The sequence below is a fragment of the Pseudalkalibacillus sp. SCS-8 genome (genome assembly GCF_040126055.1).
Taxonomy (GTDB): domain Bacteria; phylum Bacillota; class Bacilli; order Bacillales; family Fictibacillaceae; genus Pseudalkalibacillus; species Pseudalkalibacillus nanhaiensis.
The window spans coordinates 614,460-640,622 of sequence record NZ_CP143541.1; the positions used below are offsets into that span (position 1 = coordinate 614,460).

Annotated in this window: 25 protein-coding genes and 1 pseudogene; 20 read left to right on the top strand and 6 right to left on the bottom strand. The window is 43.4% G+C overall.

What is annotated here, in order from left to right; genetic code table 11:
• Positions 1-13 precede the first annotated feature (13 nt).
• Together V1497_RS03170 and V1497_RS03175 are read left to right on the top strand one after the other, a co-directional pair.
• A complete protein-coding gene (locus V1497_RS03170; protein WP_349409527.1) occupies positions 14-607 on the top strand; it encodes a class D sortase in 594 nt (197 codons plus the stop codon).
• Between the two features lie 115 nt (positions 608-722).
• Positions 723-905 carry a YqaE/Pmp3 family membrane protein gene (locus V1497_RS03175; protein WP_349409528.1) on the top strand — a complete coding sequence of 61 codons (183 nt, stop codon included), beginning with the start codon at positions 723-725 and terminating at the stop codon, positions 903-905.
• Between the two features lie 118 nt (positions 906-1,023).
• Here the strand turns inward: V1497_RS03175 and V1497_RS03180 are convergent, their stop codons facing one another.
• Entirely contained in the window at positions 1,024-1,689 is a 666-nt protein-coding gene (locus V1497_RS03180) for a B3/4 domain-containing protein (protein ID WP_349409529.1), read from the bottom strand.
• Positions 1,690-1,769: 80 nt separating this feature from the next.
• Here V1497_RS03180 and V1497_RS03185 point away from each other — a divergent pair, with 80 nt between their 5' ends.
• From V1497_RS03185 to V1497_RS03210, 6 genes are all read left to right on the top strand, one after another.
• Entirely contained in the window at positions 1,770-3,476 is a 1,707-nt protein-coding gene (locus V1497_RS03185; protein WP_349409530.1) for an ABC-ATPase domain-containing protein, read from the top strand.
• A 34-nt stretch (positions 3,477-3,510) separates the two neighbouring features.
• The gene (gene queG / locus V1497_RS03190; protein WP_349409531.1) at positions 3,511-4,656 is read left to right on the top strand and encodes a tRNA epoxyqueuosine(34) reductase QueG; all 1,146 of its coding nucleotides are present in this window, start codon (positions 3,511-3,513) and stop codon (positions 4,654-4,656) included.
• A gap of 57 nt (positions 4,657-4,713) precedes the next feature.
• The gene (locus V1497_RS03195) at positions 4,714-5,250 is read left to right on the top strand and encodes a methylated-DNA--[protein]-cysteine S-methyltransferase (protein ID WP_349409532.1); all 537 of its coding nucleotides are present in this window, start codon (positions 4,714-4,716) and stop codon (positions 5,248-5,250) included.
• Between the two features lie 204 nt (positions 5,251-5,454).
• A complete protein-coding gene (locus tag V1497_RS03200; RefSeq protein ID WP_349409533.1) occupies positions 5,455-6,345 on the top strand; it encodes an amidase domain-containing protein in 891 nt (296 codons plus the stop codon).
• Positions 6,346-6,567: 222 nt separating this feature from the next.
• The gene (trmL, locus tag V1497_RS03205; protein WP_349409534.1) at positions 6,568-7,044 is read left to right on the top strand and encodes a tRNA (uridine(34)/cytosine(34)/5-carboxymethylaminomethyluridine(34)-2'-O)-methyltransferase TrmL; all 477 of its coding nucleotides are present in this window, start codon (positions 6,568-6,570) and stop codon (positions 7,042-7,044) included.
• 301 nt (positions 7,045-7,345) lie between these two features.
• A complete protein-coding gene (locus V1497_RS03210) occupies positions 7,346-7,909 on the top strand; it encodes a DUF5366 family protein (RefSeq protein WP_349409535.1) in 564 nt (187 codons plus the stop codon).
• Between the two features lie 40 nt (positions 7,910-7,949).
• On the opposite strand, the gene V1497_RS03215 is transcribed toward V1497_RS03210, so the two are convergent.
• Positions 7,950-9,809, bottom strand: a complete 1,860-nt coding sequence (locus tag V1497_RS03215; RefSeq protein WP_349409536.1) for a transglycosylase domain-containing protein — start codon at positions 9,807-9,809, stop codon at positions 7,950-7,952.
• Positions 9,810-10,150: 341 nt separating this feature from the next.
• On the opposite strand from V1497_RS03215, the gene V1497_RS03220 reads away from it, so the two are divergent.
• The 5 genes from V1497_RS03220 (at position 10,151) to V1497_RS03240 (ending at position 15,449) form a co-directional block, all read left to right on the top strand.
• Complete coding sequence (locus V1497_RS03220; protein WP_349409537.1) at positions 10,151-12,046, top strand: PrkA family serine protein kinase; 1,896 nt, start codon at positions 10,151-10,153, stop codon at positions 12,044-12,046.
• 241 nt (positions 12,047-12,287) lie between these two features.
• Positions 12,288-12,842 (top strand): signal peptidase I, encoded by a 555-nt coding sequence (gene lepB, locus V1497_RS03225; protein ID WP_349409538.1) that lies wholly within the window; start codon positions 12,288-12,290, stop codon positions 12,840-12,842.
• A 54-nt stretch (positions 12,843-12,896) separates the two neighbouring features.
• Entirely contained in the window at positions 12,897-13,076 is a 180-nt protein-coding gene (locus V1497_RS03230) for a hypothetical protein (protein WP_349409539.1), read from the top strand.
• Between the two features lie 254 nt (positions 13,077-13,330).
• A complete protein-coding gene (gene yhbH / locus V1497_RS03235; protein WP_349409540.1) occupies positions 13,331-14,500 on the top strand; it encodes a sporulation protein YhbH in 1,170 nt (389 codons plus the stop codon).
• Between the two features lie 109 nt (positions 14,501-14,609).
• Entirely contained in the window at positions 14,610-15,449 is an 840-nt protein-coding gene (locus V1497_RS03240; protein WP_349409541.1) for a ComEC/Rec2 family competence protein, read from the top strand.
• Here V1497_RS03240 and V1497_RS03245 read toward each other — a convergent pair.
• The gene (locus V1497_RS03245) at positions 15,440-15,718 is read right to left on the bottom strand and encodes a late competence development ComFB family protein (protein ID WP_349409542.1); all 279 of its coding nucleotides are present in this window, start codon (positions 15,716-15,718) and stop codon (positions 15,440-15,442) included. The two genes, V1497_RS03240 and V1497_RS03245, sit on opposite strands and share 10 nt — an antisense overlap.
• 153 nt (positions 15,719-15,871) lie before the next feature.
• Between V1497_RS03245 and V1497_RS03250 the strand changes: the two are divergent.
• From V1497_RS03250 to V1497_RS03275, 6 genes and pseudogenes are all read left to right on the top strand, one after another.
• Positions 15,872-16,282, top strand: a pseudogene (locus V1497_RS03250) (CBS domain-containing protein); the annotation flags it as partial.
• Between the two features lie 227 nt (positions 16,283-16,509).
• Positions 16,510-17,172: an HAD family hydrolase gene (locus V1497_RS03255; RefSeq protein ID WP_349409544.1), complete on the top strand. Its 663-nt coding sequence runs from the start codon at positions 16,510-16,512 to the stop codon at positions 17,170-17,172.
• Between the two features lie 12 nt (positions 17,173-17,184).
• Positions 17,185-17,580 carry a VOC family protein gene (locus tag V1497_RS03260; protein ID WP_349410732.1) on the top strand — a complete coding sequence of 132 codons (396 nt, stop codon included), beginning with the start codon at positions 17,185-17,187 and terminating at the stop codon, positions 17,578-17,580.
• A gap of 16 nt (positions 17,581-17,596) precedes the next feature.
• Positions 17,597-19,144, top strand: coding sequence for a GNAT family N-acetyltransferase (locus V1497_RS03265; RefSeq protein WP_349409545.1), 1,548 nt, complete (start codon positions 17,597-17,599; stop codon positions 19,142-19,144).
• Positions 19,145-19,417: 273 nt separating this feature from the next.
• The gene (locus V1497_RS03270; RefSeq protein WP_349409546.1) at positions 19,418-21,154 is read left to right on the top strand and encodes a phospho-sugar mutase; all 1,737 of its coding nucleotides are present in this window, start codon (positions 19,418-19,420) and stop codon (positions 21,152-21,154) included.
• 488 nt (positions 21,155-21,642) lie between these two features.
• Positions 21,643-21,972 carry a YnfA family protein gene (locus V1497_RS03275; protein WP_349409547.1) on the top strand — a complete coding sequence of 110 codons (330 nt, stop codon included), beginning with the start codon at positions 21,643-21,645 and terminating at the stop codon, positions 21,970-21,972.
• On the opposite strand, the gene V1497_RS03280 is transcribed toward V1497_RS03275, so the two are convergent.
• Positions 21,969-22,547 carry a YitT family protein gene (locus V1497_RS03280; protein WP_349409548.1) on the bottom strand — a complete coding sequence of 193 codons (579 nt, stop codon included), beginning with the start codon at positions 22,545-22,547 and terminating at the stop codon, positions 21,969-21,971. The genes V1497_RS03275 and V1497_RS03280 overlap by 4 nt on opposite strands.
• Positions 22,548-22,623: 76 nt before the next feature.
• Between V1497_RS03280 and V1497_RS03285 the strand changes: the two genes are divergently transcribed.
• Positions 22,624-23,127 carry an N-acetyltransferase family protein gene (locus V1497_RS03285; protein ID WP_349409549.1) on the top strand — a complete coding sequence of 168 codons (504 nt, stop codon included), beginning with the start codon at positions 22,624-22,626 and terminating at the stop codon, positions 23,125-23,127.
• 314 nt (positions 23,128-23,441) lie between these two features.
• Here the strand turns inward: V1497_RS03285 and V1497_RS03290 are convergent, their stop codons facing one another.
• Both V1497_RS03290 and proB read right to left on the bottom strand, forming a co-directional pair.
• Positions 23,442-24,704 carry a glutamate-5-semialdehyde dehydrogenase gene (locus V1497_RS03290; protein ID WP_349409550.1) on the bottom strand — a complete coding sequence of 421 codons (1,263 nt, stop codon included), beginning with the start codon at positions 24,702-24,704 and terminating at the stop codon, positions 23,442-23,444.
• Between the two features lie 270 nt (positions 24,705-24,974).
• The gene (gene proB / locus V1497_RS03295) at positions 24,975-26,096 is read right to left on the bottom strand and encodes a glutamate 5-kinase (protein ID WP_349409551.1); all 1,122 of its coding nucleotides are present in this window, start codon (positions 26,094-26,096) and stop codon (positions 24,975-24,977) included.
• Between the last annotated feature and the right edge of the window lie 67 nt (positions 26,097-26,163).

A 26,163-nucleotide genomic window follows, 5' to 3' on the forward strand; every position in this document is an offset into this window, starting at 1 on the left:
ATGGGGAATAGCAATGAAATTGATGGGGAATCTGTTGATCGGCCTAGCACTTCTGATTGGCGGTTATGTAGCTTATGAACAAATACATGCGTTTTATTTAGAGAAGAAATTAATCGCCAATACAGAGGAGCTTTCGGAGAGCTTACGTACGGAAATTGTAAATCGGAATGATGGAATAGTTGAGGAAGGAATGAAAGAAACCGTTCCTTTAAAGAATCTCCACATATCCATTCCGAAAATCAATTTGAAAACGAAGGTTCTGGAAGGATCGAGTACGGACATCCTAAAAGTTGCAGTAGGCCACTTGGAGGGGACAGGTCGACTTGGTGTAGAAGGGGAGAACTTTGTTGCCTTAGGGCACCGGTCTCATGTGACCGGAAAGTTTTTCAATAGATTGGATGAGCTGTCGGTAGGCGACCAAATCGACTTCATTGCGGACAATCAAGGCTTCCACTATAAAGTGATCGATAAGAAGATCATCGAACCGACTCAATTGGAAGTGCTGGAGCCTGTGAAAAACAAATCTATTGTTACCCTTATTACGTGTCATCCGATGTATTCCAATAAACAAAGACTCGTAGTTGTTGGAGAGAAAGTTCCCAATTAACTTGATTTAATGAGACATCCATTGTTGTGGATGTCTCTCTTTCATTTAAAGTGAGTTTTGTTTAAACACTGATTCATGCGGGTATGTCTAGTATTACACCAGACAAAGGAGGAAGATGAGAACAATGATGTATCTATTAGGCCTTTTACTTCCGCCTCTTGCAGTATTTTTATCAGGGAGTAAAACGCAAACACTCATCAATATCATTTTGACGATGATCGGATGGCTTCCTGGTGTCATCCATGCGTTCTTCATCATTCACCAGAAGCGTTCGGTCGGTAAAGGAAGCCTCGCGTAACAGAAAAAACCTCCAAGTGGAGGTTTTGTACATAATTTTCTCTGAATCATCCTATAATGATAGAAACTTATTTAACGCAGTGCTTCGTTTCAGGAAAACGGAGTGTTGCGTTTTTTATTTACTTTATAAGCTTTAACTCTGCCTCGCCACCATGGATTTGGATGAACATCTTTTCAATCGCTTGCAGCATTTCTAGAGCATGTTCATCGGTTAAGGAAGGCTGGAAGTAGACGATATGGAGAGCCTGTGTTGTATTCTCAGTGACCATCGTCCGTTTTGAATCGACGATCGGGCTTCCAAAAGCACCTTGTCCATCCCGGGTTAGTATTTTATTGCTCATGTCCATTTCTCGACCGTTGATTCCTTCATAGGAATCTTCAGCCGAACCGATATCTACAATCACATCTCCCGTAATTTGAAATGTGTCATATATCCCAAGTGGAATCTGGTATTGAAGAGAAAAGAAATTGTTCGTATCAACGGCGGAGTGTACTGAGCCAAGTGCGGAACCTTTATATATCCGGCGTAATAACGCCTCAGAGGATGGACGGTATCTCGAAGGGTCTGTTCCGACCAGCTTGAACAATTTGCGCCATTCTTGGATGGGCTCAATAGCTGAGATCGGCTTCTCGTCAGCCTCAAGCATTAATGATTCCTGAAACAACTGTAGTCGCCCTGCTAACATTTTAGGTGGCTCAGCAACCGTGATATCATGATAGTGGATAGCTCCGACCTTGAATTCGGGGATCGATTGTTTAAGTTTTTCTGAAATGGTGATATTCATAATGTCACCTCTTGTAATAAGGTATTTGAACTTAGTTTACCATATCAAAATCAATAACTGGAAAGGGAGTGCTTACGTATATGGACAAGCTCAGGGACATATTGAAACGGATTGATGGAAAAGGGTATAAAGCGTATAAGGATATCCGGGGAAAGTATCATTTTAATGAATTCACCCTTCACATCGATCATGTACAAGGAGATCCGTTTGCAGCTCCTTCTAAAATAAGGGTAGAGGTTCCAAAATCAAAAACGATTTTACAGTCTGATTGGGAGTCGACACCTTCACGTAAAATCAGGGTTGAGGACACGATTGCTCGAAGTGTCGCAAAAGCGATCCGTCAAAGTGACGATCGTGCAGGAGGTTCTGGTAAAAGTGGTGTCATTACGATTGATAAGCCAGCTCAGGAAATTCTTGAAAGGACAGCTGTTCAGTTGACTGACAGCTCTGTTATCATCTGCTTATCAGTCGGTCTACCTGCAAGAGGCAGAAAAGTGCTGGGTAGACAAGCGGAAAAGATGCTGATGTCGATCATCCCTCAAATTTTAAAGGATTCCATATTCGCCATCGAAGAGGAAACGATTGTCGCTGCAGTCGAGTTGTGCGATCAACAGGATGCGATTCGCGAATTCATGGCAGGGAACAGCCTCGTTGCATTTATCGCGAATGGTTCGGTTTTACCGAGGGAGAGTGGGATCAGTGACCGTCCTCTTCAATCCGATGATGTGGTCTCATTTGAAGCCCCACAGTCGTTGAGTGTTTCCATTCCCGTCCCTCATCGAAAAGAACCTATTCAAGGGATGGGGATTCAGAAAGGCATTACGTTGATCGTCGGTGGTGGATACCATGGGAAAAGTACGATGCTCGAAGCGATTGAACGCGGCGTTTATGATCATATCAGTGGGGACGGCCGCGAGTTTGTGTTGACCGATCCGAATGCGATGAAGGTACGTGCAGAAGATGGCCGGAAAATCACGAATGTCGATATTTCTCCTTTCATTCAAAACCTGCCGTTCGGCAAGGCTACGACCAACTTTACATCAGAGGATGCAAGTGGTAGTACGTCTCAGGCGGCAACAATCATTGAATCGCTTGAAGCGGGGGCAAGTGCTTTGTTGATTGATGAGGATACAAGTGCTACGAACTTCATGATTCGTGATGAACGAATGCAACAGCTCGTTTCGAAAGAGAAGGAACCGATCACGCCTTTTATTGATAAAGTGAGACAGTTGAAGGAAGAGCATGATGTCTCGACCTTGCTTGTCATGGGCGGCTCTGGAGACTATTTTGACGTTGCGGATACGGTTATTTTAATGGACCAGTACGGTCCGTTTGATGTGACGAGTGAAGCGAAAGACATTGCACAGCATGCCGTTTCGAACCGTCAAAGGGAAGGCGGAGAACGGTTCGGAGATATCCAGTCAAGGAAGCCACAACCATCCAGTCTCGACAGCCGAAAAGGGAAACATTCGAAAGTAGCAGCGAGAGGGCTTCATACAATCCAGTATGGAACGACAGATATAAGGATTGACTTTGTCGAGCAGCTGACCGATGCAAGCCAGACGAGGGCGATTGCAGAAATCCTCCATTATATAGAAAAGAAGAAGTGGCTTGGGTCATTACCTGTATCAGAATTGCTCTCAAAAGTTGAGCGACAATTGGATGAGAAAGGGCTTGCATCATTTACAGAATTTCCTAACCAGCATCCTGGTGACTTGGCACGGCCCCGTGTGTTAGAATTAGCTTCAGCATTGAACCGTTTACGTACGTTGAAGATTGAACAGTGATTAAACCACATTTTAAAAGAAAGGGGGTCAAACGATGACAGGTGCCCAGTTGAAAGAAAAGGTCATTGCATATAGTAAATCAATCGGCATTGATAAAATTGGGTTTACGACGGCAGATCCTTTTACAGAATTGAAGGAACGCCTTCGTACTCAACAAGAATTGCAGTATCAATCGGGTTTTGAAGAACCCGATATCGATAAGCGGACAGAACCGGATCGGTTGTTACCGAATGCAAGATCCATCATTTCAATAGCGCTTGCCTATCCGTCCAAAATGAAGGATGCACCTCGGAGCACGAAAGAGGAGCGAAGAGGAATCTTCTGCAGAGCTTCCTGGGGGAAGGATTACCATGATGTCCTTCGCGATCGTATGGAAAAGCTTGAAGCCTATATTGCAGAGCTTGTGCCGGAAGCGAAAGTTGTATCAATGGTCGACACCGGAGAATTATCCGACCGTGCTGTAGCTGAAAGAGCTGGAATCGGATGGAGCGGAAAGAACTGTGCAACGATTACACCTGAGTTTGGCTCCTATGTTTATTTAGGGGAATTGATCACCACAGTTCCCTTTCCGCCTGATCAACCGATGACAGATCAGTGTGGTTCATGTAACAAATGTGTGGATGCCTGTCCGACAGGTGCTTTAGTTACCGGAGGACAGCTTGATTCGAATAAATGTATCGCATTTTTGACTCAGACGAAAGGGTTTTTACCAGAACGTTACCGTGAAAAGCTAGGTAACCGTTTGTATGGTTGTGATACGTGCCAGCAAGTTTGTCCTGAAAATAAAGGGAAGGATTTTCACATCCATCCTGAGATGGAACCGGATCCGGAAATTGCAAAACCGAAGCTTAAGCCATTGCTCTCCATAAGTAACAGGGAGTTCAAGGAGAAGTTCGGCCCTATCGCAGGTTCATGGAGAGGGAAAAAACCAATTCAAAGAAATGCGATCATTGCATTAGGTAATTTTAAGGATAAAACAGCCCTACCGGATTTGATTCGTGTGTTGAATGAAGATCCTCGTCCAGTCATCCGTGGGACGGCGGCTTGGGCACTTGGAAAAATCGGTGGTTCAGAAGCTGAAAAATCCCTTAAATCAGCGAAAGAGAGAGAAAATGACGCAAATGTCCTATATGAAATTGAGAGAAGCTTGAATATGGCTGATAATCACGTGAAATCGTGATGGTTAAATTAATTTACGTTAAGTATGATAATGCAAAAGGGTAAAAGAAGGGATAAGATGGAGACGACACTTGTTGTACAATATGGGGAGATGGAAAGTCCAGTCGGTCCCCTGACGTTACTGAAAACTGAAAAGGGATTATGCCGGATTGATTTCGGATCGGCAGAGGAAAATCTTCCTCTTATCAATGCCTGGTTGAAGAAACAAGCTCTAAAAGCTGAATTGACCTTCGATCATGCGTCGTTTCAACCTTTTATCGAACAGATTAATGAATACTTCAATCGAGAACGGACGCACTTTGACATTCCGATCGCACTCTTCGGTTCTACTTTCCAAAAGAAGGTGTGGGAAGGACTGGTGAAAATTCCTTATGGAGAAACTTACTCCTATAAGGATGTGGCGACGATGATTGGTTCCCCTAAAGCAGTAAGGGCAATTGGAAGTGCGAACAACAAAAACCCGCTCCCAATCATCATACCTTGCCACCGAGTCATCGGAAGCAATGGCTCACTTGTCGGTTACGGTGGTGGACTTGATAAGAAAGAGATTCTTTTGAATCTTGAACAAGAAGAGCCATCTCAGATCTGTTCATAACTATAATTAATTGAAAAACCTACGAGCATGTAGGTTTTTTTCGTGCTTAGAACTCTGTGTACAGGGTTCTTTTTTTTTATGTCCAGCCATAGACATGAAAGGAGAATGTGATGGAAGTGTCAGGCACTTTTTCAAACCTGTTGGTATGTCTGGATTGTGAAAAAGTGCCTGACACCATCTGCGATGAATAGGGGAGGTTGTGGAATGGATTGGCTGACGACCTTACAGAAATTTATTGAAGAACATAATGCCTCCTTCACTACAGACTATATGAGAGATGAACGGATCAATACGCTCGAAAGTGAAGCATTGGTGCGGAGAGCGAAAAGCATGAAAGAGCGTAACGCCGTCATCGTCAATGCACAGGTGAAGGCGAAAATACTCGATAAGACGACGGTTGATGATACTGAAGAAGTCATCTATTTGATACAACGTTCTTATTTGATCAAACAGACAATGAAATTCTATGTGGAAGAATGTCTTGAAAAGCGGAAAGCGACCATCGGGAACGGTGAGATCACAAGAGACGTTTCCTTGGTCATGGAGGGAAGGGAAAAATCGGATCCTCCATCAATTGAGCGGGACGAAGAAATCATATCGATGCCGAGGTATCGTTATAATCGATTGGAAGCGGTGAAGTACGCTGAACGTTGGTGGAATTCGCACAACCCAGCCTATCGTCTATTTGAAAATGATTGTACGAACTTCGTATCTCAATGCATGCATGCAGGAGGAGCACCGATGAGGGGGTACCCGAATCGGTCTAAAGGCTGGTGGTACCGTAGCAATAATTGGAGTTACAGCTGGGCTGTCGCTAATACACTGCGCTGGCATTTAAGTGGATCAAAGCAAGGGTTGCGTGGCCAGGAAGTGCGATCACCCGAGCAGCTTATCCCAGGTGATGTCATCTGTTACGATTTCGATGGAGATGGGCGCTGGCAGCATAACACGATTGTCGTAGCCAAGGATGAGATGGGGATGCCGCTGGTGAACGCCCATACTCATAATAGCAGGATGCGGTATTGGGATTATACAGACTCAACAGCTTATACCCCAAAAATCAAATACAAATTCTTCCGCATTGTGGACGGGTGAATTGAGGAAGTGTCAGGCACTCTTTATGAAGCCTTGGTAGAGTGGGCTTCATGGGAAGTGCCTGACACCATTTCAGGAGCGTTGGGAGAGTAAGCGCTGTGGCAAGTGTCAGACACTGTTCCGGAAGCCTACATAGAGTAAGCTTCTTTGAAAGTGCCTGGCACTTTGGGACATGCTATAATGGATGGTGGATTTGTATTATGATTTAGAAGTTAGAGGTGAATGGTTTTGTCGGTACACATCGTTTTGTTTCAACCTGAAATTCCAGCTAATACAGGAAACATTGCAAGGACTTGTGCGGCTACAGATACGTCGTTACATCTGATCCGTCCTCTAGGGTTTTCAACTGATGATAAGATGTTAAAAAGAGCAGGACTGGATTATTGGGAGCATGTCAACATATCCTATTATGATTCGATAGATGAGTTCTTCGAGAAGACGGAGGGGGAGTATTTCTACCTGACGAAATACGGTAAGAAGCCTCATACAACATTTGATTACAGCAATCCTGAAGAAGATTATTATTTCGTATTCGGTAAGGAGACGACCGGTCTTCCGGATGAAATCATCGAAGCGAACATGGATCGGTGTCTTCGGATTCCAATGACCGATAATGTGCGTTCATTAAATTTGTCGAATACCGCGGCAATTCTCGTTTACGAGGCGCTGAGACAGCAAGACTTTCTACATTTGGAATAGAACATAAACATACAAAAAAACGACTGATTCTCGAGAATCAGTCGTTTTCCGATTGTGGTATGTAAGCCACTGTTATTTTCTTGTACCGGGACGATCATTGTATCCGGCAGTGAAAATTGCTGTTAAAAAGGCCAAAATAACACCTAAAATGAGGATAAAGCTCATATGACATCCTCCTTTAAAGCATAGTATATCCATTCATACATACCATTATAGCAAATCATACAAAAATGTGTATGAAAAACTGTGACAAAAATGTAATAATAGACAAATAAACACTAAGAATTGGGAGTTTGTCATCTTGGGGAAAAATACATATTTGACTGGCTATTTTCCGTTGTTTTCGATTATCTTGTTCAGTTCGTCTTTTGGATTTTATACGGAAGTCTATCTCGTTGAGCAGTTAGAAAGACTTGGGATCTATCGTGGTATGACGGAGCTTTTTTCTGTCATACAAATACAGCTGGCTCTATGGTTCGTCTGTACATTGTTGTTTTTCATGTTGTTCGCTGCCTTGAAATTGATTTCAGACACGCTGATTGAATTGTCGTTATACTTCTTTTCCAAAGAGAGCGAGGGGGAGACACTTCAGAGGGTCCGTTCAGGCAGTTGGATTTTCCTGATCGGAAGCCTTTGTTCAATCATCGTTGTGAAATCAAGCTTCCTTTTACCGTTCATCTTTTTATTATCCTGTTTTGTCTATTTCTTCTACTTCGTATTCAAAGCTAGTGAAACATTAAGTACTGCTGGAATGTTCGGCTTGATCTTCATGCACATCCTCTTTTGGATTTGCTTTTTCATCGGTGTATCCTATGCCGTTTTGAAAGTATATAAAGCCTTCATGTCTGGAATCATGCCGACCTGAAACATACAAAAAAGAGACGCCTTACGAGGCGTCCTTTTTGTTAGGGCTGCGCTTTTTGCATGATATCCTTCCAAATTTTCAAATGCAGGAGTTGACTGGCTTGGATAGGGGCTGGTTTGTCCTTGCCCATCCAAATACCTGCTGTGTAGCGGTCTGTTATGCCGACAAACCATAAATCTTTGATTGCATTCGACGTACCTGTCTTTCCGCCAATATATGGCGTTGGTAAAGTGGCTACTCGACCGGTACCGTTCGTCATCACATAATTTAAAAGGGTACGCATTTTGATATTCGTATTTTTCGACCAGACACGTGTAGGTTTGTCTTCCCATTCATAAAGGATTTCACCTTTATGGGAAAGAACGCGTTTAATCGCTCTCGATGGCTGGTAATTCCCATTATTACTGAATGTTGTATAAGCATTGGTCAGCTCTAAAGGTGTCATACCATAATCGAAGCCTCCTAAAACCGATGGGAGGTGGCGATCATTGTCAGACACTTTCTGAAACGAGAAAGGTTTGAGATATTCAAATGCTTTATCAATCCCGATCTGCGATGTAAGGCGAACGGCTGCCGTATTGATGGATTTGCCGATCGCACTCTTCATGGAAACGGTATTGAAGATTGCATTCCCGTAATTTTGTGGACAGTAGTCCTGTTTACAAAGCGGGGATGCATTCACCGGAACACTGATGGATGAACCTGTCACTTCTAGATAAGGAGCAAATGAAAGTAATGGCTTGATCGTGGATCCTGGTTGACGATATGCCTGGTAGGCACGATTGAACTCATTGGCTTTCATCTGTTTTCCACCAATAAGCGCTTTGATCTTATGATGATTATGATCGATGATGACGAATGCCCCTTCAACTTTATGAGGGATTCGTTGGATATTCTTCTGTGCATGTTTTTGAAGATCGGTATCTAAAAACGTTTCGATTTTGACTCCCTTATCGTAAATCAAGTTATAGACGACTTCATTCAGCTGAGCGTGAATGTTCTCTTTTTCTTCAGCAGTTGCAGCCTTCGCTATTTTTTCATCAAAGCCATCCCTCACCTTCACTAGTTCTTTTAGTTCGTGGATGACGTATGAGGTATAGTCTGGATATAACTGTTTCGTTCGTGTCACTTTTAACCGGATAGGCTTGGCTTTTGCCTTGTCGAATTCCGCTTGTGTTATGTATTGGTTATCAAGCATTTTTTTAAGAACATACTGCTGGCGTTTTTGTGCAGTGTCCATGTTTTTGATTGGATCATATTTGTTCGGGCTGTTTGGAATTCCGCACAATAGTGCGATTTCAGCCAGCGTCAGATCGGAAACTGATTTTCCAAAATAAAACTGGCTCGCCGTTTCGATCCCATAGACGCCATTTCCAAAATAAATGGCATTGCTATATAGCTCCAGTATCTTTTCCTTAGAGAACTCTTTCTCAAGCTGGTATGAAAAGAGCGCTTCATTCAGCTTCCGTTTATACGTCTTTTCATGGTTCAAAAATAAGTTTCGGGCCAGTTGCTGGGTGATGGTACTCCCACCTTGTTCAGTGGATTGGGACCGTGCATTCACAAGGAAAGCACGAATGATAGCAGAACCATCAATACCTGTATGTTCAAAGAAATGATTATCCTCTGCTGCGACAAACGCATGGATAACAGAAGGGGGCAATTGTTCAAAGGTTATATAAGTGCGGTGTTCAGTTCCGTGTAACGTTTGAATCTTTTTCCCATTTTCGTCATGGATCGTTGAACTTTGGACGAGCTCGTAAGTATCAAGGGTCACTTGCTTTTCGATCAATTCAGAAGGCGTCTGTACCTGTTGGATATCCGCCCAGACATTGTCAGCAAGAAAACAAATCGCCAACAGCATTGCGGCTGAAATGATAAAACCTGTAATCAGTTTCAAAATAAATCCTATCCTTATGTAATCTTCTGTGTTTGCACTTTCAGTATAAGTGCGACTAGGATTCGGACTTCGCTTTCGCTTGTCTTCATCAAGTCTTCTTTACACTTCCAGTATAAGTGCGACTAGGATTCAGACTTCGCTTTCGCTTGTCTTCATCAAGTCTTCTTTACACTTCCAGTATAAGTGCGACTAAAGTTCAGACTTCGCTTTGCTTGTCTTCACTAAGTCTTCTTTATTTTACCATGTTTGTGAGTGTTTGGGTTTAAAAGAACATCGAATGTTACGGAATGTCCGAGCATACGATGTATTACATGTACGATTATTCCTTGGAGGGGGTACTCATGGATATTTTAGGTAAATTGCAACGGCATAGGGAAGAAGAAAAAAGATTGGCTTGGGAAGGTACCTTCGCTGAATATTTGGAGATTTTACGAGAGCGTCCTGAAGTTGCTCAGTCTGCCCATTCTCGTGTATATAATATGATTAAAAGTCACGGAATTGATGAAGTGAATGGTAAGAAACGATTCAACTTCTTTTCAAATCAGATTTTCGGGCTAGAAGATGCAGTGGAGCGGCTTGTAGAAGAATACTTCCATCCATCAGCTAAACGTCTTGATGTACGGAAGCGGATCCTTTTATTGATGGGACCGGTCAGTGGAGGTAAATCTACAATCGTAACGATGCTGAAAAGAGGTTTAGAGGAGTATTCGAAGACGGACGAAGGTGCGGTATACGCTATTAAAGGATGCCCAATGCATGAAGATCCATTGCATTTGATTCCGCATCACATCAGAGAGGATTTCTATAATGATTATGGAATCCGGGTGGAAGGCTCGTTATCCCCATTGAATATGATGCGTCTCGAACAAGAGTACGATGGACGTATTGAAGATGTCATGATTGAGCGTATCTTTTTCAGTGAGGATAAACGAACGGGTATTGGTACGTTCAGCCCATCCGATCCGAAGTCGCAGGATATTGCGGATTTGACGGGAAGCATCGACTTCTCGACAATCGCCGAATTCGGCTCTGAATCGGATCCGCGTGCTTATCGTTTTGACGGAGAACTGAATAAGGCGAATCGTGGGATGATGGAGTTCCAGGAAATGCTGAAGTGTGATGAAAAATTCCTATGGCATTTACTTTCGTTGACGCAGGAAGGGAACTTCAAGGCTGGAAGGTTTGCTTTAATCAGTGCGGATGAGTTGATTGTTGCTCATACGAACGAAGCTGAGTACAAATCTTTCATTTCGAATAAAAAGAATGAGGCACTGCATTCAAGGATCATTGTCATGCCGATCCCTTACAACCTAAAAGTTTCTGAAGAAGAGAAAATTTATGAGAAGATGATCAAGGACAGTGACATTGGAGATATCCATGTTGCGCCACATGCATTGCGGGTCGCTGCAATCTTCTCCGTATTGACGAGATTGAAGGAATCCTCGAAGCAAGGCGTCGATGTGGTTAAGAAGATGCGCCTATACGATGGAGAGAATGTCGAAGGCTTCAATACAGCGGATGTAGAGGAAATGAAGAAGGAATTCAACGATGAAGGGATGAGCGGGATTGATCCGCGTTATGTCATCAACCGGATTTCATCTGCCATCATCCGTAAAGAAGTTCCAGCCATCAGTCCGCTTGACGTCTTGCGGTCATTGAAGGACGGTCTGGACCAACACGCTTCCATTTCGAAGGAAGATCGTGACAAGTACATTAATTTCATCTCAATTGCTCGAAAAGAATACGATGATATTGCGAAGAAGGAAGTTCAGAAGGCATTCGTGTATTCGTATGAAGAGTCGGCGAAAACATTGATGGACAATTATCTGGATAATGTTGAAGCTTATTGTAACAAGAACAAACTACGCGATCCGCTTACAGGTGACGAAATGAACCCAGATGAAAAACTGATGCGTTCGATCGAGGAGCAAATCGGAATTTCTGAGAATGCGAAGAAAGCCTTCCGTGAAGAAATCCTTATCCGTATTTCGGCGTATGCCCGTAAAGGGAAGAAGTTTGATTATAATTCACATGAGCGGTTGCGCGAAGCGATTCAGAAGAAGTTGTTCGCTGACTTGAAGGATGTTGTCAAGATTACGACTTCTACGAAGACGCCAGACGAGTCCCAGCTTAAGAAGGTGAATGAGGTCATCGCCCGCTTGATCGATGAGCATGGCTATAACTCGATTTCGGCAAACGAGCTGCTCCGTTATGTCGGCAGTCTGCTCAACCGTTGATCCAAAATCATTAGAAACAAACAAAACAAGGCGTCCTCCAACGCCTTGTTTTTTGTGGTTCCAAACGTAATGAACTGCTTACTGAAGTGCCTGACACTTCCGCAGAGTGTTGATATACGGCGCTCGGGAAGAAGTGTCAGGCACTTTGTAACAAAAGTTTAACTGCTTGTATACTTGCGGGGAAATTGTATAAAATGGTAGATTAAACATAACAAAGAAGAAAAAGGGTGTGTAAGTGTACATGGCCAAAACGAAGAACAGCTTTTTGGAATGGGTGAAAGCAATCGGAATTGCTTTGCTCATTGCATTCGTTGTACGGCATTTTCTCTTTACGAACTATGTCGTCTACGGTGAATCAATGATGCCCACGATTCAAGAAGGGAATCGTTTAATCGTAAATAAAATCAACTATGACATTTCTAAGCCGAATCGTTTTGATTTGATTGTATTCAGAGCGAATGAGGAAGAGGATTACATCAAGCGGATCATCGGTCTTCCGGGGGATAAGGTCGAGTACCGGGATGATAAGCTCTTTATCAATGGAGAGCCTGTCCCTGAGCCTTACCTTGAGCGTTTCCGAGATGAGCTGCAGCAGGGCTCCCAATTGACCGGAGACTTTACTTTGAAGGATATAACGAAGAAAGAGAGAGTTCCTGAGGGAACGGTATTCGTTCTCGGGGATAACCGTCTTCACAGTATCGACAGCCGTCACATCGGCTTTGTACCATTTGAAAATATCGTAGGTGAAGTGAACCTGCGCTATTGGCCAGTATCTGAGTTCAAAGTCATCCAGTGATGTTTACGACTCACAATTTCTGGGTAAGACTACTTTCAGAAAGGGTGGTTACCAATGGCTAAAGGTAAAAATGCCGATCCAAAGAACAGTTCAATGGTAAGCAATGAAAAGGAACTGAAAGAACATAGCAAGGTTATGGAAAATGTATCTCCCAACGAAGATGTGAAGAAAAGCGGAAAAGTACCGGACCCTGTCCAGCATGAACGTGAAGAAGACGATAAAGATAACGAATAATGATACAGAAGGAAGCTTGCTACCAAGGGCAGGCTTCTTTTTTTTACCTAATTGTCCCGTTAATGAACAGGTTAATTGGTTGTCCCCTCCTATATCAAGAAATCAATCACAGTGATAGTGCGGAATTTGCAGACAAGCATCTTTTTGTTCGAATTTATTAGCAATTCTGAACATTTACTGCATAGGATAAAGTAATCCCCAAAAGTAAACGTGCTCTACTACTGAAGGGGAAATCAAATAAGGAGGGGAACACAATGACCGTCAACAAAAAAAATAATTTCGTCGTGTCACAGGAGAACTGGTCCCTCCACCGTAAAGGTTATCAAGACCAACAACGTCACATGGAAAAAGTACAAGAAGCGTTAAAAAACAATCTACCGGACTTGATCAGTGAGGAAAGCATCATTTTATCCAATGGTCACGATGTTATCAAAATACCGATCCGTTCCCTGGATGAATATAAAATCCGTTACAATTATGATAAATCTAAACATGTCGGGCAGGGAGACGGAGACAGCCAAGTCGGTGATGTCATTGCACGAGAAGGAAAGTCGAATGGCAAAAAGGGAGCAGGCAAAGGTAAAGGAGCCGGCGACCAAGCAGGTGATGATTATTATGAAGCAGAGGTTTCATTATTAGAGCTTGAAGAATTACTGTTCAAAGAATTGGAACTGCCGAACCTGCAACAAAAGGAACAAGACAACATCATTCGTGAAAAAGTGGAATTCAACGATATTCGAAAAACAGGTTTGATGGGGAATATCGACAAAAAGAAAACGATTCTGACAGCGTATAAACGGAATGCACTGAAAGGCGACCCTGCGATCACTCCGATTTTTCCTGAGGACCTAAGATTCAAGACGTGGAACCAAATTGAAAAGCCCGAATCCAAAGCAGTCGTCCTTGCAATGATGGACACCTCAGGATCAATGGGGATTTGGGAGAAGTATATGGCGAGAAGCTTTTTCTTCTGGATGACACGATTCCTTCGCTCCAAATATGAAACTGTAGAAATTGAATTCATTGCACATCATACAGAAGCGAAAGTTGTATCTGAAGAAGACTTTTTCTCTAAAGGCGAAAGCGGCGGTACAATCTGTTCATCAGCCTATCGTAAAGCACTTGAACTTATCGAACATAAATACCCACCAAGCCGATATAACATCTATCCGTTCCATTTCTCGGATGGCGATAACCTCACAAGTGACAACGCACGTTGCATCAAACTCGTAAACCAAATCATGGAAGTATCCAACATGTTCGGCTATGGCGAAGTGAATCCATACAATCGACATTCCACTTTGATGAGTGTTTATAAAAACATCAAGAATCCGAAGTTCTATCACTACATTTTAAAAGAAAAACGAGATGTGTATCATTCGATGAGAAGCTTTTTCAATAAAGGCGAAAAAAATCTGGCATAGCCTGATTTACCCTTCATCAATGGATGGAGGGATTTTTATGGAAAAATAATCTCCCCGTGCCTACATAAACTAATTCCAAACAAAAGAAAGGGGAGGCTCATGAATAAGGATGCGACAACTCATTATACTCTTTATTGTTCTTGTGCTCTTTCCACAGCCTGCCGAAGCCCTTTGGAAAACGAACCTCGAGATGCATGTGATCGATGTCGGGCAGGCGGACAGCATCTATATCGAAACATCGAACGGGAAACACGTATTAATTGATTCAGGTGATGAACACGATGGACATAAAGTCGTTTCCTATCTCCAAAAACGAGGAATCCATCAAATCGACTATTTAATCGCCACTCACCCTCACCATGATCATATCGGGAGTATGGAGGACATTTTCAAAGCATTTGAAATTGAGACAGTTTACATGCCAGACGTGAAATATCACACGACCTACTATAAAAAGCTGATGAAATCGATATCCAAATCGGGTGTGGAACGTAAAGAAGCGAAAGCGGGGGTCAAAGTCAAACTGGCAAGGAACATTTCAATGGAATTTATTGCCCCGGGGAAACAGCATTATAAGTCGTTGAACGATTATTCTGCAGTGGTCCGACTCGAGCATGGCAAGAAACGTTTTCTCTTGATGGCCGATGCTGGCATAACATCTGAAAATGAACTGTTGAAAAGAATCGACCAGGAGAAAGTAGATGTATTGAAGGTGGCCCATCATGGTGCTAATACCGGGACAGGTCATGCTTTGTTGAAAAAGACTGATCCGGATTACGCCATCATATCAGTCGGTCGGAAAAATAAATATGGCTATCCATCCAAAGATGTTCTGAAAAGGTTGAAAGCCCATGATATACGTGTGTTCCGTACCGACAAACTCGGGACGATCATTACAAAAAGTGACGGAAAATCTGTAAGGTTCTTTACCGAATTCCCTCAATCGTGATTAGGGTTCTTACGGACGATATGTATGGCGCTGATGATATGTTTGTTCAACATTGTACGCATGAAGTTCTGATTAAAAAGACGGAAGACGATTTCACGCTTCTCCGGTGATGTAATGTAGCGGGGCGGGATGCTGTTCAAAGTCAGTGCAATGATATCCGTGGTGCAGGTGCGACAACGACAGACAGTTTGGTAATCCGGGCTGTTCAGCAGGACATTCACGACAGTGGGGACAATTTCCTCGAGGACGTTGTAATATTCTTTAGCCATGGCTTTTCCCTCAACTTGGTCATTTTTTTCTTGCTCCTCTCAGTGTAGATGATTCAAATGCAAATTGAAATACTATTCTGGCCTGAAAATAAAGGAAAAATAATCTTTTATGTGGTCGGCTAAACTATGAGGGAAAGGAGGAATATGCTTATTATGAATGAACAACAATTACGCTCAATCATGTCCAATAATGTCGCATCTGTCTCTCCTCAGCAATCCTTACGTGAGGCAGCTGCTTTAATGAATCAATACAATGTCGGTGCAATTCCAGTTGTAGAGAACGGCCAAGTCCGAGGAATCATTACGGACCGTGACATTACTTTGCGTTCTACTGCTCAAGGGTTGGATGGAAATACTCAAGTAGGCCAATGTATGTCATCCAACATCATAGCTGGAAACCCGAATATGAGTGCTCAGGAAGCTGCCCAGTTGATGTCGCAAAACCAAATCCGTCGTTTACCGGTTGTTGAAAACAATCAGATGGTCGGAATGGTTTCACTTGGTGACCTTGCAACGAAGGACGGCGACCCGAATAACGCTGGTCAAGCTCTTTCAAGCATTTCTTCTCCTTCTGCACCAGCTGCAGGTGCAGGTGCTCAACAAGCGCAACCGACCATGCAACAAAATGCGCAGCAGCAATATCCACAACAATAACGTGTCAAGCACCTCATTCGGGGTGCTTGTTTTTTTATGAGTCCATTACATATACAGCCTTTTATCATGGATTGTGCTTGCCAATGAACCGATTTTCTGCATATAGTGAGTTTAGAGTCTATAAAGGATGTGAGCGAATGATAAAAGCGGTAGTATTTGATTTTGATGGCACGATTTTAGATACGGAATCGTGTGAGTATGATGTTCTCCAGAAGATCTACAAGGAACATGGAGCTGAGCTTCCGATTGAAGTGTGGGGAGAATGTATCGGAACACACTCGAATTTCTTTGATGCGCATGAGTATCTTGAAAAACAGATCGGCAAAAAGCTCGACCGCGATACGATCAAGCAACAACGCTTGAACCTATTCCAAGAATTGATCAAGGACCGTGACGCACTTCCGGGTGTAATTGAATACTTGGAAGCTGCACGCCATCTCGGCTTGAAAATCGGGCTTGCATCGAGTTCATCCTATAAATGGGTATCGAAGCATTTGAAAAATCTAGGGATCGAGGAATACTTCGAATGTATCCGAACCTCAGATGATGTAGAAACGGTAAAGCCGGACCCGGCTCTGTTTTTGAAAACCGTGGACTGCCTTGGTGTAAAACCAGAGGAAGCCATTGCATTCGAGGACTCCGTCAACGGCGCAAAATCAGCTAAGCGAGCAGGTCTTCACACGGTCGTCATCCCGAACATGGTAACCCGCCATCTTACCTTCGAGGACTTTGACTTGAAGCTGGAATCATTGGCTGAGCTTGAATTACAAGAAATGATCGATCGGTTTACAGACCAATAAGGAACGGGAATGATGGAGATAACGGGATTCAACCATGTTACGTTGAATGTAAAGAGTCTCGATGAATCTTTGGCCTTTTATGAAGGTGTTCTGAATATGAAAAAGGTCCATCATGGAAATACCGATGCTTATTTGGAGAGTGGTTCGGTCTGGATTTGTCTCCTCGAAAAAGGGAATGATGAAAAAGAAATCAATGAGAAATCTCGAGGAGTCGACCATATCGCTTTTTCAATCAACGAACGAGGTTTTCATGAAATGGTAGACGTACTGAAACGACATCAAGTCCCGATCGTCCGTGGACCGATCGAGCGAGGTGGCGGATTGGTCGTCAACTTCTTGGACCCGAATGGGATTCAATTCGAACTCAATACGTCTGATTTAAAGACAAGGATGAAAGATTGGCAATGAAGAAAGGTGATAATGGATGTCCATGATAGACGAGTCTAAATTTGAAAAGAAGATCATCCTTCGTAATATCGAACATCAAGATATTGACGAGATACTTGCTCTACAGAAGATTTGTTTTCCGAATATGGACCCTTGGAAAAGGGAGCACCTTGAAAGTCATCTTGAGATTTTCCCTGAAGGTCAATTCTGTGTTGAATACGATGGACAAGTCATTGGAACTTGCTCAAGTCTGATCGTGAACTTCGACGAGTATGATGAGAAGCATACGTGGGATGAAATAACAGACGAAGGATACATCACAAACCATGACCCTGAGGGCTACAATCTATATGGGATTGAAGTGATGGTCCACCCAGATTTCCGACGTATGAAGATTGGACGTCGATTATACGAGGCACGTAAAGAACTTGCTGAAAAGTTGAACCTGAAAAGCATCATCATCGGTGGCCGGATTCCCAACTATCATAAGTATGCTGATCAGATGACGCCTCGTGAATACGTCAAGGAGGTCGTCCATCATAACATTTATGACCCGGTATTGACGTTCCAATTGATGAATGGATTCACGCTGATGCGAATCAATCCAGATTATCTTCCAGACGACAAAGCTTCCAATGCCCATGCCACGTTGATGGAGTGGAACAATATCGATTACCGGGCGACATCGAAGCGTCATTTCAAAACGTCGTTCCCTGTCAGGATCACGACAATCCAATACATGATGAAGCAGATTCATTCGTTTGATGAATTTGCTAATCAAGTGGAGTACTACACAGATGTCGCATCGGACTACGGATCAGACTTCGTCGTGTTCCCGGAAATTTTCACGACCCAATTGATGTCCTATTTGGATGAAAAAAGTCCAAGCCAGGCGGTTCGTAGACTGACCCAATATACAGAGGACTACATTGAATTGTTTACAGAATTAGCTGTCCGATATAATGTGAACATCATAGGAGGTTCCCATTTCGTTGAAGAGGAAGGAACGATCTATAATATCGCCTATCTCTTCCGTAGAGATGGAACGATCGAAAAACAATATAAGCTTCATATTACCCCGAATGAACGCAAATGGTGGGGAGTAAGTCCAGGAGACAAGGTGAATGTCTTTGACACAGACTGTGGGAAGATCGCCATCCTCATTTGTTATGACATCGAGTTCCCTGAGCTTGCCCGCTATGTGACGGATAAGGGTGCCCGGATCATCTTCACACCATTCTGCACAGATGACCGCCAAGGGTATTTGAGAGTCCGGTACTGTTCACAAGCGAGAGCGGTGGAAAATCAGGTCTACACTGTATTGTCGGGTACAGTTGGGAATTTGCCTCAGACTGAAAACATGGATATCCAGTATGCCCAGTCAGGCATTTTCACCCCGTCTGATTTCACTTTCCCGAGAGATGGAATTGTCGGAGAATGTAATCCGAATATTGAAACTGTCGTAGTCGGAGATGTCGATTTAGAGATTTTAAGAAGACATCGACGCTCAGGAAGTGTCATGCAGCTTAGGGACCGTAGACGGGATCTTTACGAAGTGACGATGAAAAAACAGGATGAGCAATGATTCTACAAGGGAAAGGCAGGAATTCGACCTGCCTTTTTCCTTTGGTCATTATTTTCCAGGGAATAATGACAGTAAACGGGAGCATTTTTTGTTAAAAGGCGGAATCGACAGCATGTAAGAGGATCGGGCAATTTCTATACGGCGAGGGAAGGAAAAAGAGGAAAATCTGTTGAATGAAAAGATAGGGTCGATATAAGAATGGATATAGTGGAAAGATCAGACTTCATATACAATGGGAGATAGAGACAGAAAATATGGATTGAGGAGGCAACTATGAGTTGGAAAAATAGTTATGAGCGTTGGGTAGCATTCGAGGATTTGGAGCCTGAGTTGAAAGAGCAGCTCCAGTCGATTGAAGGGCATGAAGAAAAGCTGGAGGACAGCTTCTATAAGAACCTTGAATTCGGTACTGGGGGCATGCGAGGGGAAATCGGACCTGGAACCAATCGGATGAACACATATACGATCAGAAAAGCCTCAGAAGGGCTTGCACGATACATAGAACAATTTGGTGAACAAGCGAAGCAGCGAGGGGTTGTCATCGCTTTCGATTCACGTCACAAATCTCCTGAATTCGCTATGGAAGCAGCAAAGACATTAGGGAATCATGGTATCCAAACCTATGTCTTTGAGGAATTACGACCAACCCCAGAGCTTTCATTTGCAGTACGCTATTTGCATGCTTTCTCAGGCATTGTCATTACAGCCAGCCATAATCCTCCGGAGTACAATGGGTTTAAAGTTTATGGCGAAGATGGCGGGCAATTGCCGCCACAAGCAGCAAATGAAGTCATTGAATATGTGAATGCGGTGGAGAACGAGTTGTCCGTCTCAGTCGGTGATGAAGAAGAGTTGAAGGCGGAAGGATTGCTGAAAATGATTGGCGAAAGGGTTGATCAGGCATACCTTGATAAGCTGACAAGCATTGCTGTTAATAAAGAATTGATTAAGGAACAGCGTGATTTGAAGATCGTCTTCACTCCTTTACATGGAACAGCAAACAAGCCAGTAAGAGAAGGTTTGGCAGCCCTAGGGTTCAACAATGTAACGGTTGTCAGTGAACAGGAATTGCCAGACCCAGAGTTTTCTACAGTACAATCACCGAACCCTGAAGAACATGCGGCCTTTGAACGTGCAATCGCCTATGGCGAGCGGGAGAATGCTGATGTATTGATGGCGACGGACCCTGATGCCGATCGCGTAGGGATAGCCGTGAAAAACCTTGAAGGAGATTACGTCGTTTTAACCGGGAACCAGACCGGAGCCCTTATGCTTGACTATTTGTTGAGCCAAAAGCAGAAACAAAACGAGCTTCCTGAAAACGGAGTCATTCTGAAAACGATCGTTACCTCTGAAATCGGAAGAACAATTGCAGAAAAGTATGGTTTGGAGACAGTCGATACATTGACAGGCTTCAAGTTCATCGGTGAAAAGATGAAGGAATACGAGGAATCCGGGCAATACAAATTCTTATTCGGTTATGAGGAAAGCTATGGCTACCTCATCGGTGACTTTGTCAGGGACAAGGACGCCGTTCAAGCTTGTCTCATGGCAGCGGAAGTCGCAGCGTATTATAAATCCCAAGGGAAGACCCTTTATGAAGGCCTGATGGATCTATTCGAAACATATGGCTATTACCTAGAAGGATTAGAGTCGTTAACGTTAAAAGGGAAAAAAGGAGCAGAAGAGATACAAGAAATCCTTTCTACCTTCCGTTCCCAAGCGCCTTCAGAATTTGCCGGAATTCCTGTCACAATCATTGAGGATTACTTGAGCCGTGAACGCTCTTTCATCAATCAGACGGGCATCGAAGAAATCACCCTGCCGCCTTCCAATGTCATCAAGTATACGCTTGAGGATGGTTCTTGGGTGTGCCTTCGCCCTTCAGGTACAGAGCCGAAGATCAAATTTTATTTCGGTGTACAAGCGACAACTTATGAATGGAGCCAAGAGCAATTGAAATTGTTGAAAGAGGACGTCATGAGTAAAGTCAAGCATATAAAAGTATAATGAAGGAGGGGGGACATGAAGGGACCGATAGAAGGTCCTGAAACGTCTCCCTTTATTTGGATGGAAAGCGTTAAAAACAAAAGGCTCAGTTAGCTTTTAGAGGTGTTTAAGAAAAATAGAGAAGCGTATGGCGGCGAATCTTAAACAGCCATACAAAAAAGAACTACCCCGCTTACTGTTGACCTTCTTGGGGAAGTTCCTTCCTGATAATTCGTTTTGACTTGATTTTACCGGAGCCGTTGCAGGATGGGCATTTCCTTTTTTTTAGTGAAAAGATGGAGGAGATGTTGCCAGAGCCTTTGCATTTGGGGCATAGAATCAGAATCGCCATCAGGATCCCCCACCCAGATGGAAGCATACGAGAAAGTGCACGTTCGTCACCGCTCCTTTCGCCAAAAGGGGTTTATTCATATAAATCTATTCTATGTTTTTAACTTCCAACTTAAACGTAGGAATGACCACGACTTATCTATTCAGGAGGATTTTACATGATACAAGCGATCGTTCTTTTTATAGTTGCAGGTTTAGCCGAAATAGGAGGAGGATATCTCTTCTGGTTATGGTTGAGGGAAGGGGCTCCCTACTGGTTTGGAATTGCTGGCGGGTTTGTTCTGCTTATCTACGGAATTGTACCGACATTCCAGACCTTCCCTACGTTCGGTCGAGTCTTTGCCGCATATGGTGGTGTCTTCATCGTTCTTGCACTATTATGGGGGTGGCTCATCGATAAGAAGACCCCTGATCAGTATGATATCATCGGAGCCGTCATCTGCTTAATTGGTGTATCCGTAATGATTTGGGCCCCGAGAATGAATTAAAGAGCATGGGAAGGCCGTTTCGTGATCGTGATGAAGGTCGTGGTGATGCCGACAGCTATGATTGTAATCAAAGAATAGAGGAAAGACTCTCCACCTAGAAGGAGACCTCCAAAGAGGATGACGAGACCATCAATGAAGAAGATGATGATTCCTACATTCACACGCGTCATTTTCGATAGCATTTGTGCGAGCAAATCCGTTCCACCCGTACTCGTCTCCTGTTGGAGCATGATCCCGATTCCTGTCCCTACTAGAAAACCTCCTACCAATGCACAGAGGAGGAGCGGAGGGTGTGTCCATTGCCTGATTGGAGAAAACGCATCAATCGCAAACGATGAAATCAGCATCCCGTGCAGGCTGTTATAAAAATAGGAGCGATGAAAAAACCAGGCCAGTCCATAAAGTGGCAAGCTTAATAGAATGATGACAAGTCCGGGCTGAAGTCCCCACGTATAGTTGGCGATCAGGCTGATTCCGATCATCCCACCATCGAGTAGATGATGAGGTGCTAGAAGCCCATTTATTCCGACTCCGATAAATATGCTGCCGATTATGATAGCCCACCACTTTTTCATTTCGTCCACTCCTTGCAAAAGCACATGTAATACAACATATGTACAAGTCTAACGTTATATGAGAAAGGATCTTGCCATGAAAGTTCGTATCCGGAATGCAAACGAAGGAGATCTTATTGCGATATTAGAAATTTATAATGAAGTCGTTCGAACATCACCTGTAACGTTTGATACGAGTGAACAGACGTTAATAGAACGGAAAAAGTGGTTCGACCAGTTTGATGAACACGATCCACTCCTTGTCGCAGAAAACGATGGAGAAATACTGGGTTATGCTTGTCTCACCAGGTTTCGCCCAAAGCCTGCTTATGCTTTTACGGGGGAGGATTCAATCTACATAAAAAAGAAGGCACGTGGGAACGGAATAGGTTCAATGCTGTTAGCCAAACTGATCCGTCATGCGAAGGATTACAACTATCACTCGATCGTTGCCGTGATTGCAAATGATGATCCATCAAGTGTGAAGCTTCACAAGAAACATGGATTCGAAAAAACAGGAACCATCTACGAGGCAGGCTTCAAGTTTGAAAAATGGCATGATATTCATTTTTATCAATTGAAGCTGGATGCGGACGGGTGATGGAGGACTTTTTGATCTGAGAAGAAACAGGTGGGGTGGGGGATTCGTTTTTGTAGATAAATCTTCATTTTTGTAGATAATTCTTCGTTTTCGTAGATAAAATTTTATTTTCGTAGATAATTTTCAATTTTTGTATGAAAATCTTCATTTTTTGTAGATAAACACTGCTTTAACCTATTTTTAATGCCAGAAAGGGCTCATGAACAGGATATTGCACGCTATAATCAATAAAAATTCAAGAAAATGATCAAAAATAGCGCAGAATGATCAAAAAAGAAGAGGAACAGCGTTTAGCTCTTCCTCTTTCCGTTTATTTATCGGATTTGGCCTGTTCCAGTCATTTGATATTTCACGGTTGTAAGGGCTGGTAGACCCATAGGTCCGCGTGCATGCAATTTCTGAGTAGAGATTCCGATTTCTGCACCGAATCCGAGAGCACTACCATCGGTGAATCGGGTAGAAGCATTGTGATAGACAGCAGCTGCATCGACTAGTCCTAAGAATGTTTTTGCCGCCGTATCATCTTCGGTGATGATGGATTCAGAGTGCTTCGTTCCATACGTTTCAATGTGCTCGACAGCCTCTGTAACATCTTGTACTGTTTTGACAGCAATATGCTTCGAAAGATATTCATTCGCCCAATCCTCTTCACCCGCAGGAGTAGCACCAGGGATAACAGAGACAGCATATTCATCGCCATGTGGCGTAATTCCATGCTCTTCGAATGCTGCAATCAATTGATCTTTGTTGGCATCGAGCCACTCTTTATGAATGATAACGGTCTCTGCGGCATTACAAACCGCTGGACGATCGGTTTTCGCATTCACAAGAATATTGAGTGCTTTCTCCACTTCAGCAGCTTTATCGATATAGATGTGGCAGTTTCCTACACCCGTTTCAAGAACAGGAACAGTTGCGTTATTTACGACTGCTGCAATCAATGAGCCGCCTCCACGAGGAATCAATACATCAATGTGCTCTTTCATCGTGAACAGTTCCTGGGTTGCAGAACGGTCTGTACTTGCGATGAATTGTACAGCTTCTTTCGGTATTTTTGTCTTTTCAAGGCCACGGTGCATAACTTCGACAATCGTTTCGTTAGAAGAAAGGGCAGAAGAGCCACCTTTCAAGACGATTGCATTTCCGGATTTCAAAGCAAGTCCTGTAGCATCGACGGTCACGTTGGGACGAGCTTCATAGATCATTCCGATGACACCTAGTGGTACCGTTACTTGCTTCACATTCAATCCATTATCAAGATCCCAGTCGGACTTCACGATTCCAGTCGGGTCTTCAAGCTCTGCTACTTCTCGTAGGCCTTGAGCAAATTCGAATACGCGTTCCTTAGAAAGGGCCAAACGATCCATGAATGCATCGTCATAACCTTTCTCTTTTCCTTTTTCAAGGTCTTTCTCATTCGCTTTTAAAATCAGTTCGTATTCGGTTTCAAGCATTTCTGCAACAGTAAGAAGAGCTTCGTTCTTTTCTTCTGTTGTCAGCATGGATAATGTTTTTGCGGCTTTCTTTGCTTTAATCGCTTGTTCTTCGACGTTCGTTTTTTCAACTGTTAACGTCATTGTATCCCTCCAGTAATATAATTGAGTGTCGTTCATTTATCATTGTGAGACTTTAAACCTTGAAAGTCATTGATTTCCGCTCCAGGATGCTCGCTTTCCGCGGGGCGTGCGGTGAGCCCACTCGTCGCTTTGCGACATTGATTGGTCTCACCTGTCACGCTGATCCCGCAGGAGTCTCGCACCTTGCTCTCCAATCAACTTGCACAAGGTAAGTTTTTAAAGTGACTCAAGAGCAACAAACTTCATTAAATAGCCCAATGAAAAATCTTATTAAACGCCAACCGGTACGGCTACATCGAGGTGACAGACAAGGTCTTCACTTTCGACAGCCGCTGTTTGGAAATCTTGCAGCTTGATTTCTTTTTGATTGATCAGTCGTTTCAATTCGTTAGCCGAATAATTCATTACACCAAGGCCGATATCTTCGCCGCTGATGTTTTTGATACGGATGACCGCACCTTTGTCGAAGCGTCCGCGCACGCTGTGCACATCGAGTGGTGAAAGGCTCTTGTTGTTTTCTTGGATTGATGCACCAATCTTATCGTTGATGGTCACTTCACCTTCAGGTCCAGAGTTGAACGCAATCCATTGCTTCTTCTGGTTCAAGTTTTCATTTTCACTTTTCGGTTCGAAGTACGTTCCTGTCGCTTCATGATTGACTGCATCATAAACGATATTCGGTGTACTTGCTTTCCCTAAGAAAGATGAAATGCCGGATGCTAGTGAAATCTTGAATGCATCAATCTTCGACTTCATACCACCTGTACCGACCGCGCTGCCAGGATCTCCGGCTACCGCTTCAATTTCAGGAGTAATTTCGTGAACCTGATTGAGAAGCTGTGCATTTTCGTTCTTTCGAGGGTCATCGTCGTACAATCCGTCGATATCGGATAGTATGATGAGCTGATCTGCGTTGACGAGACCTGCAACTTTTGCAGAAAGTGTATCGTTGTCTCCGAACTTCAAGAAATCCATCGTGATTGTATCGTTTTCGTTCACAATCGGGATGATTCCGCGTTCTAATAGTACGGTCAATGTGCTTCTCGCATTGTTGTATCGGTTCTCATCAGAGAAATCATCACGGGTGATCAGGATTTGAGATCCGACGTAACCGTGAGAGATGAAGAGATCCGAGTACGTTTCAATAAGAAGTCCTTGGCCGATTGACGCGGCCGCTTGTTTTTCTGGCAACGTATCTGGTCGGGAAATGAACCCGAGCTTTCGGTAGCCCGCTGCAACGGCTCCGGATGATACGAGCAATACTTCATGCCCATCGTCTTTCAGTCGGACGACTTCATCGACCAGCTTTTCAATTTTTCTACGACTCAATTCTCCGTGTAAGCTTGTTAATGAACTGCTTCCTATTTTGATGACAATTCGTTTTTTATCCATATCAGGTGTCACATTCACTCCTATAATTTAACGTTTTTTGAAGATTTCTTTTGAAATTTACTCCCTT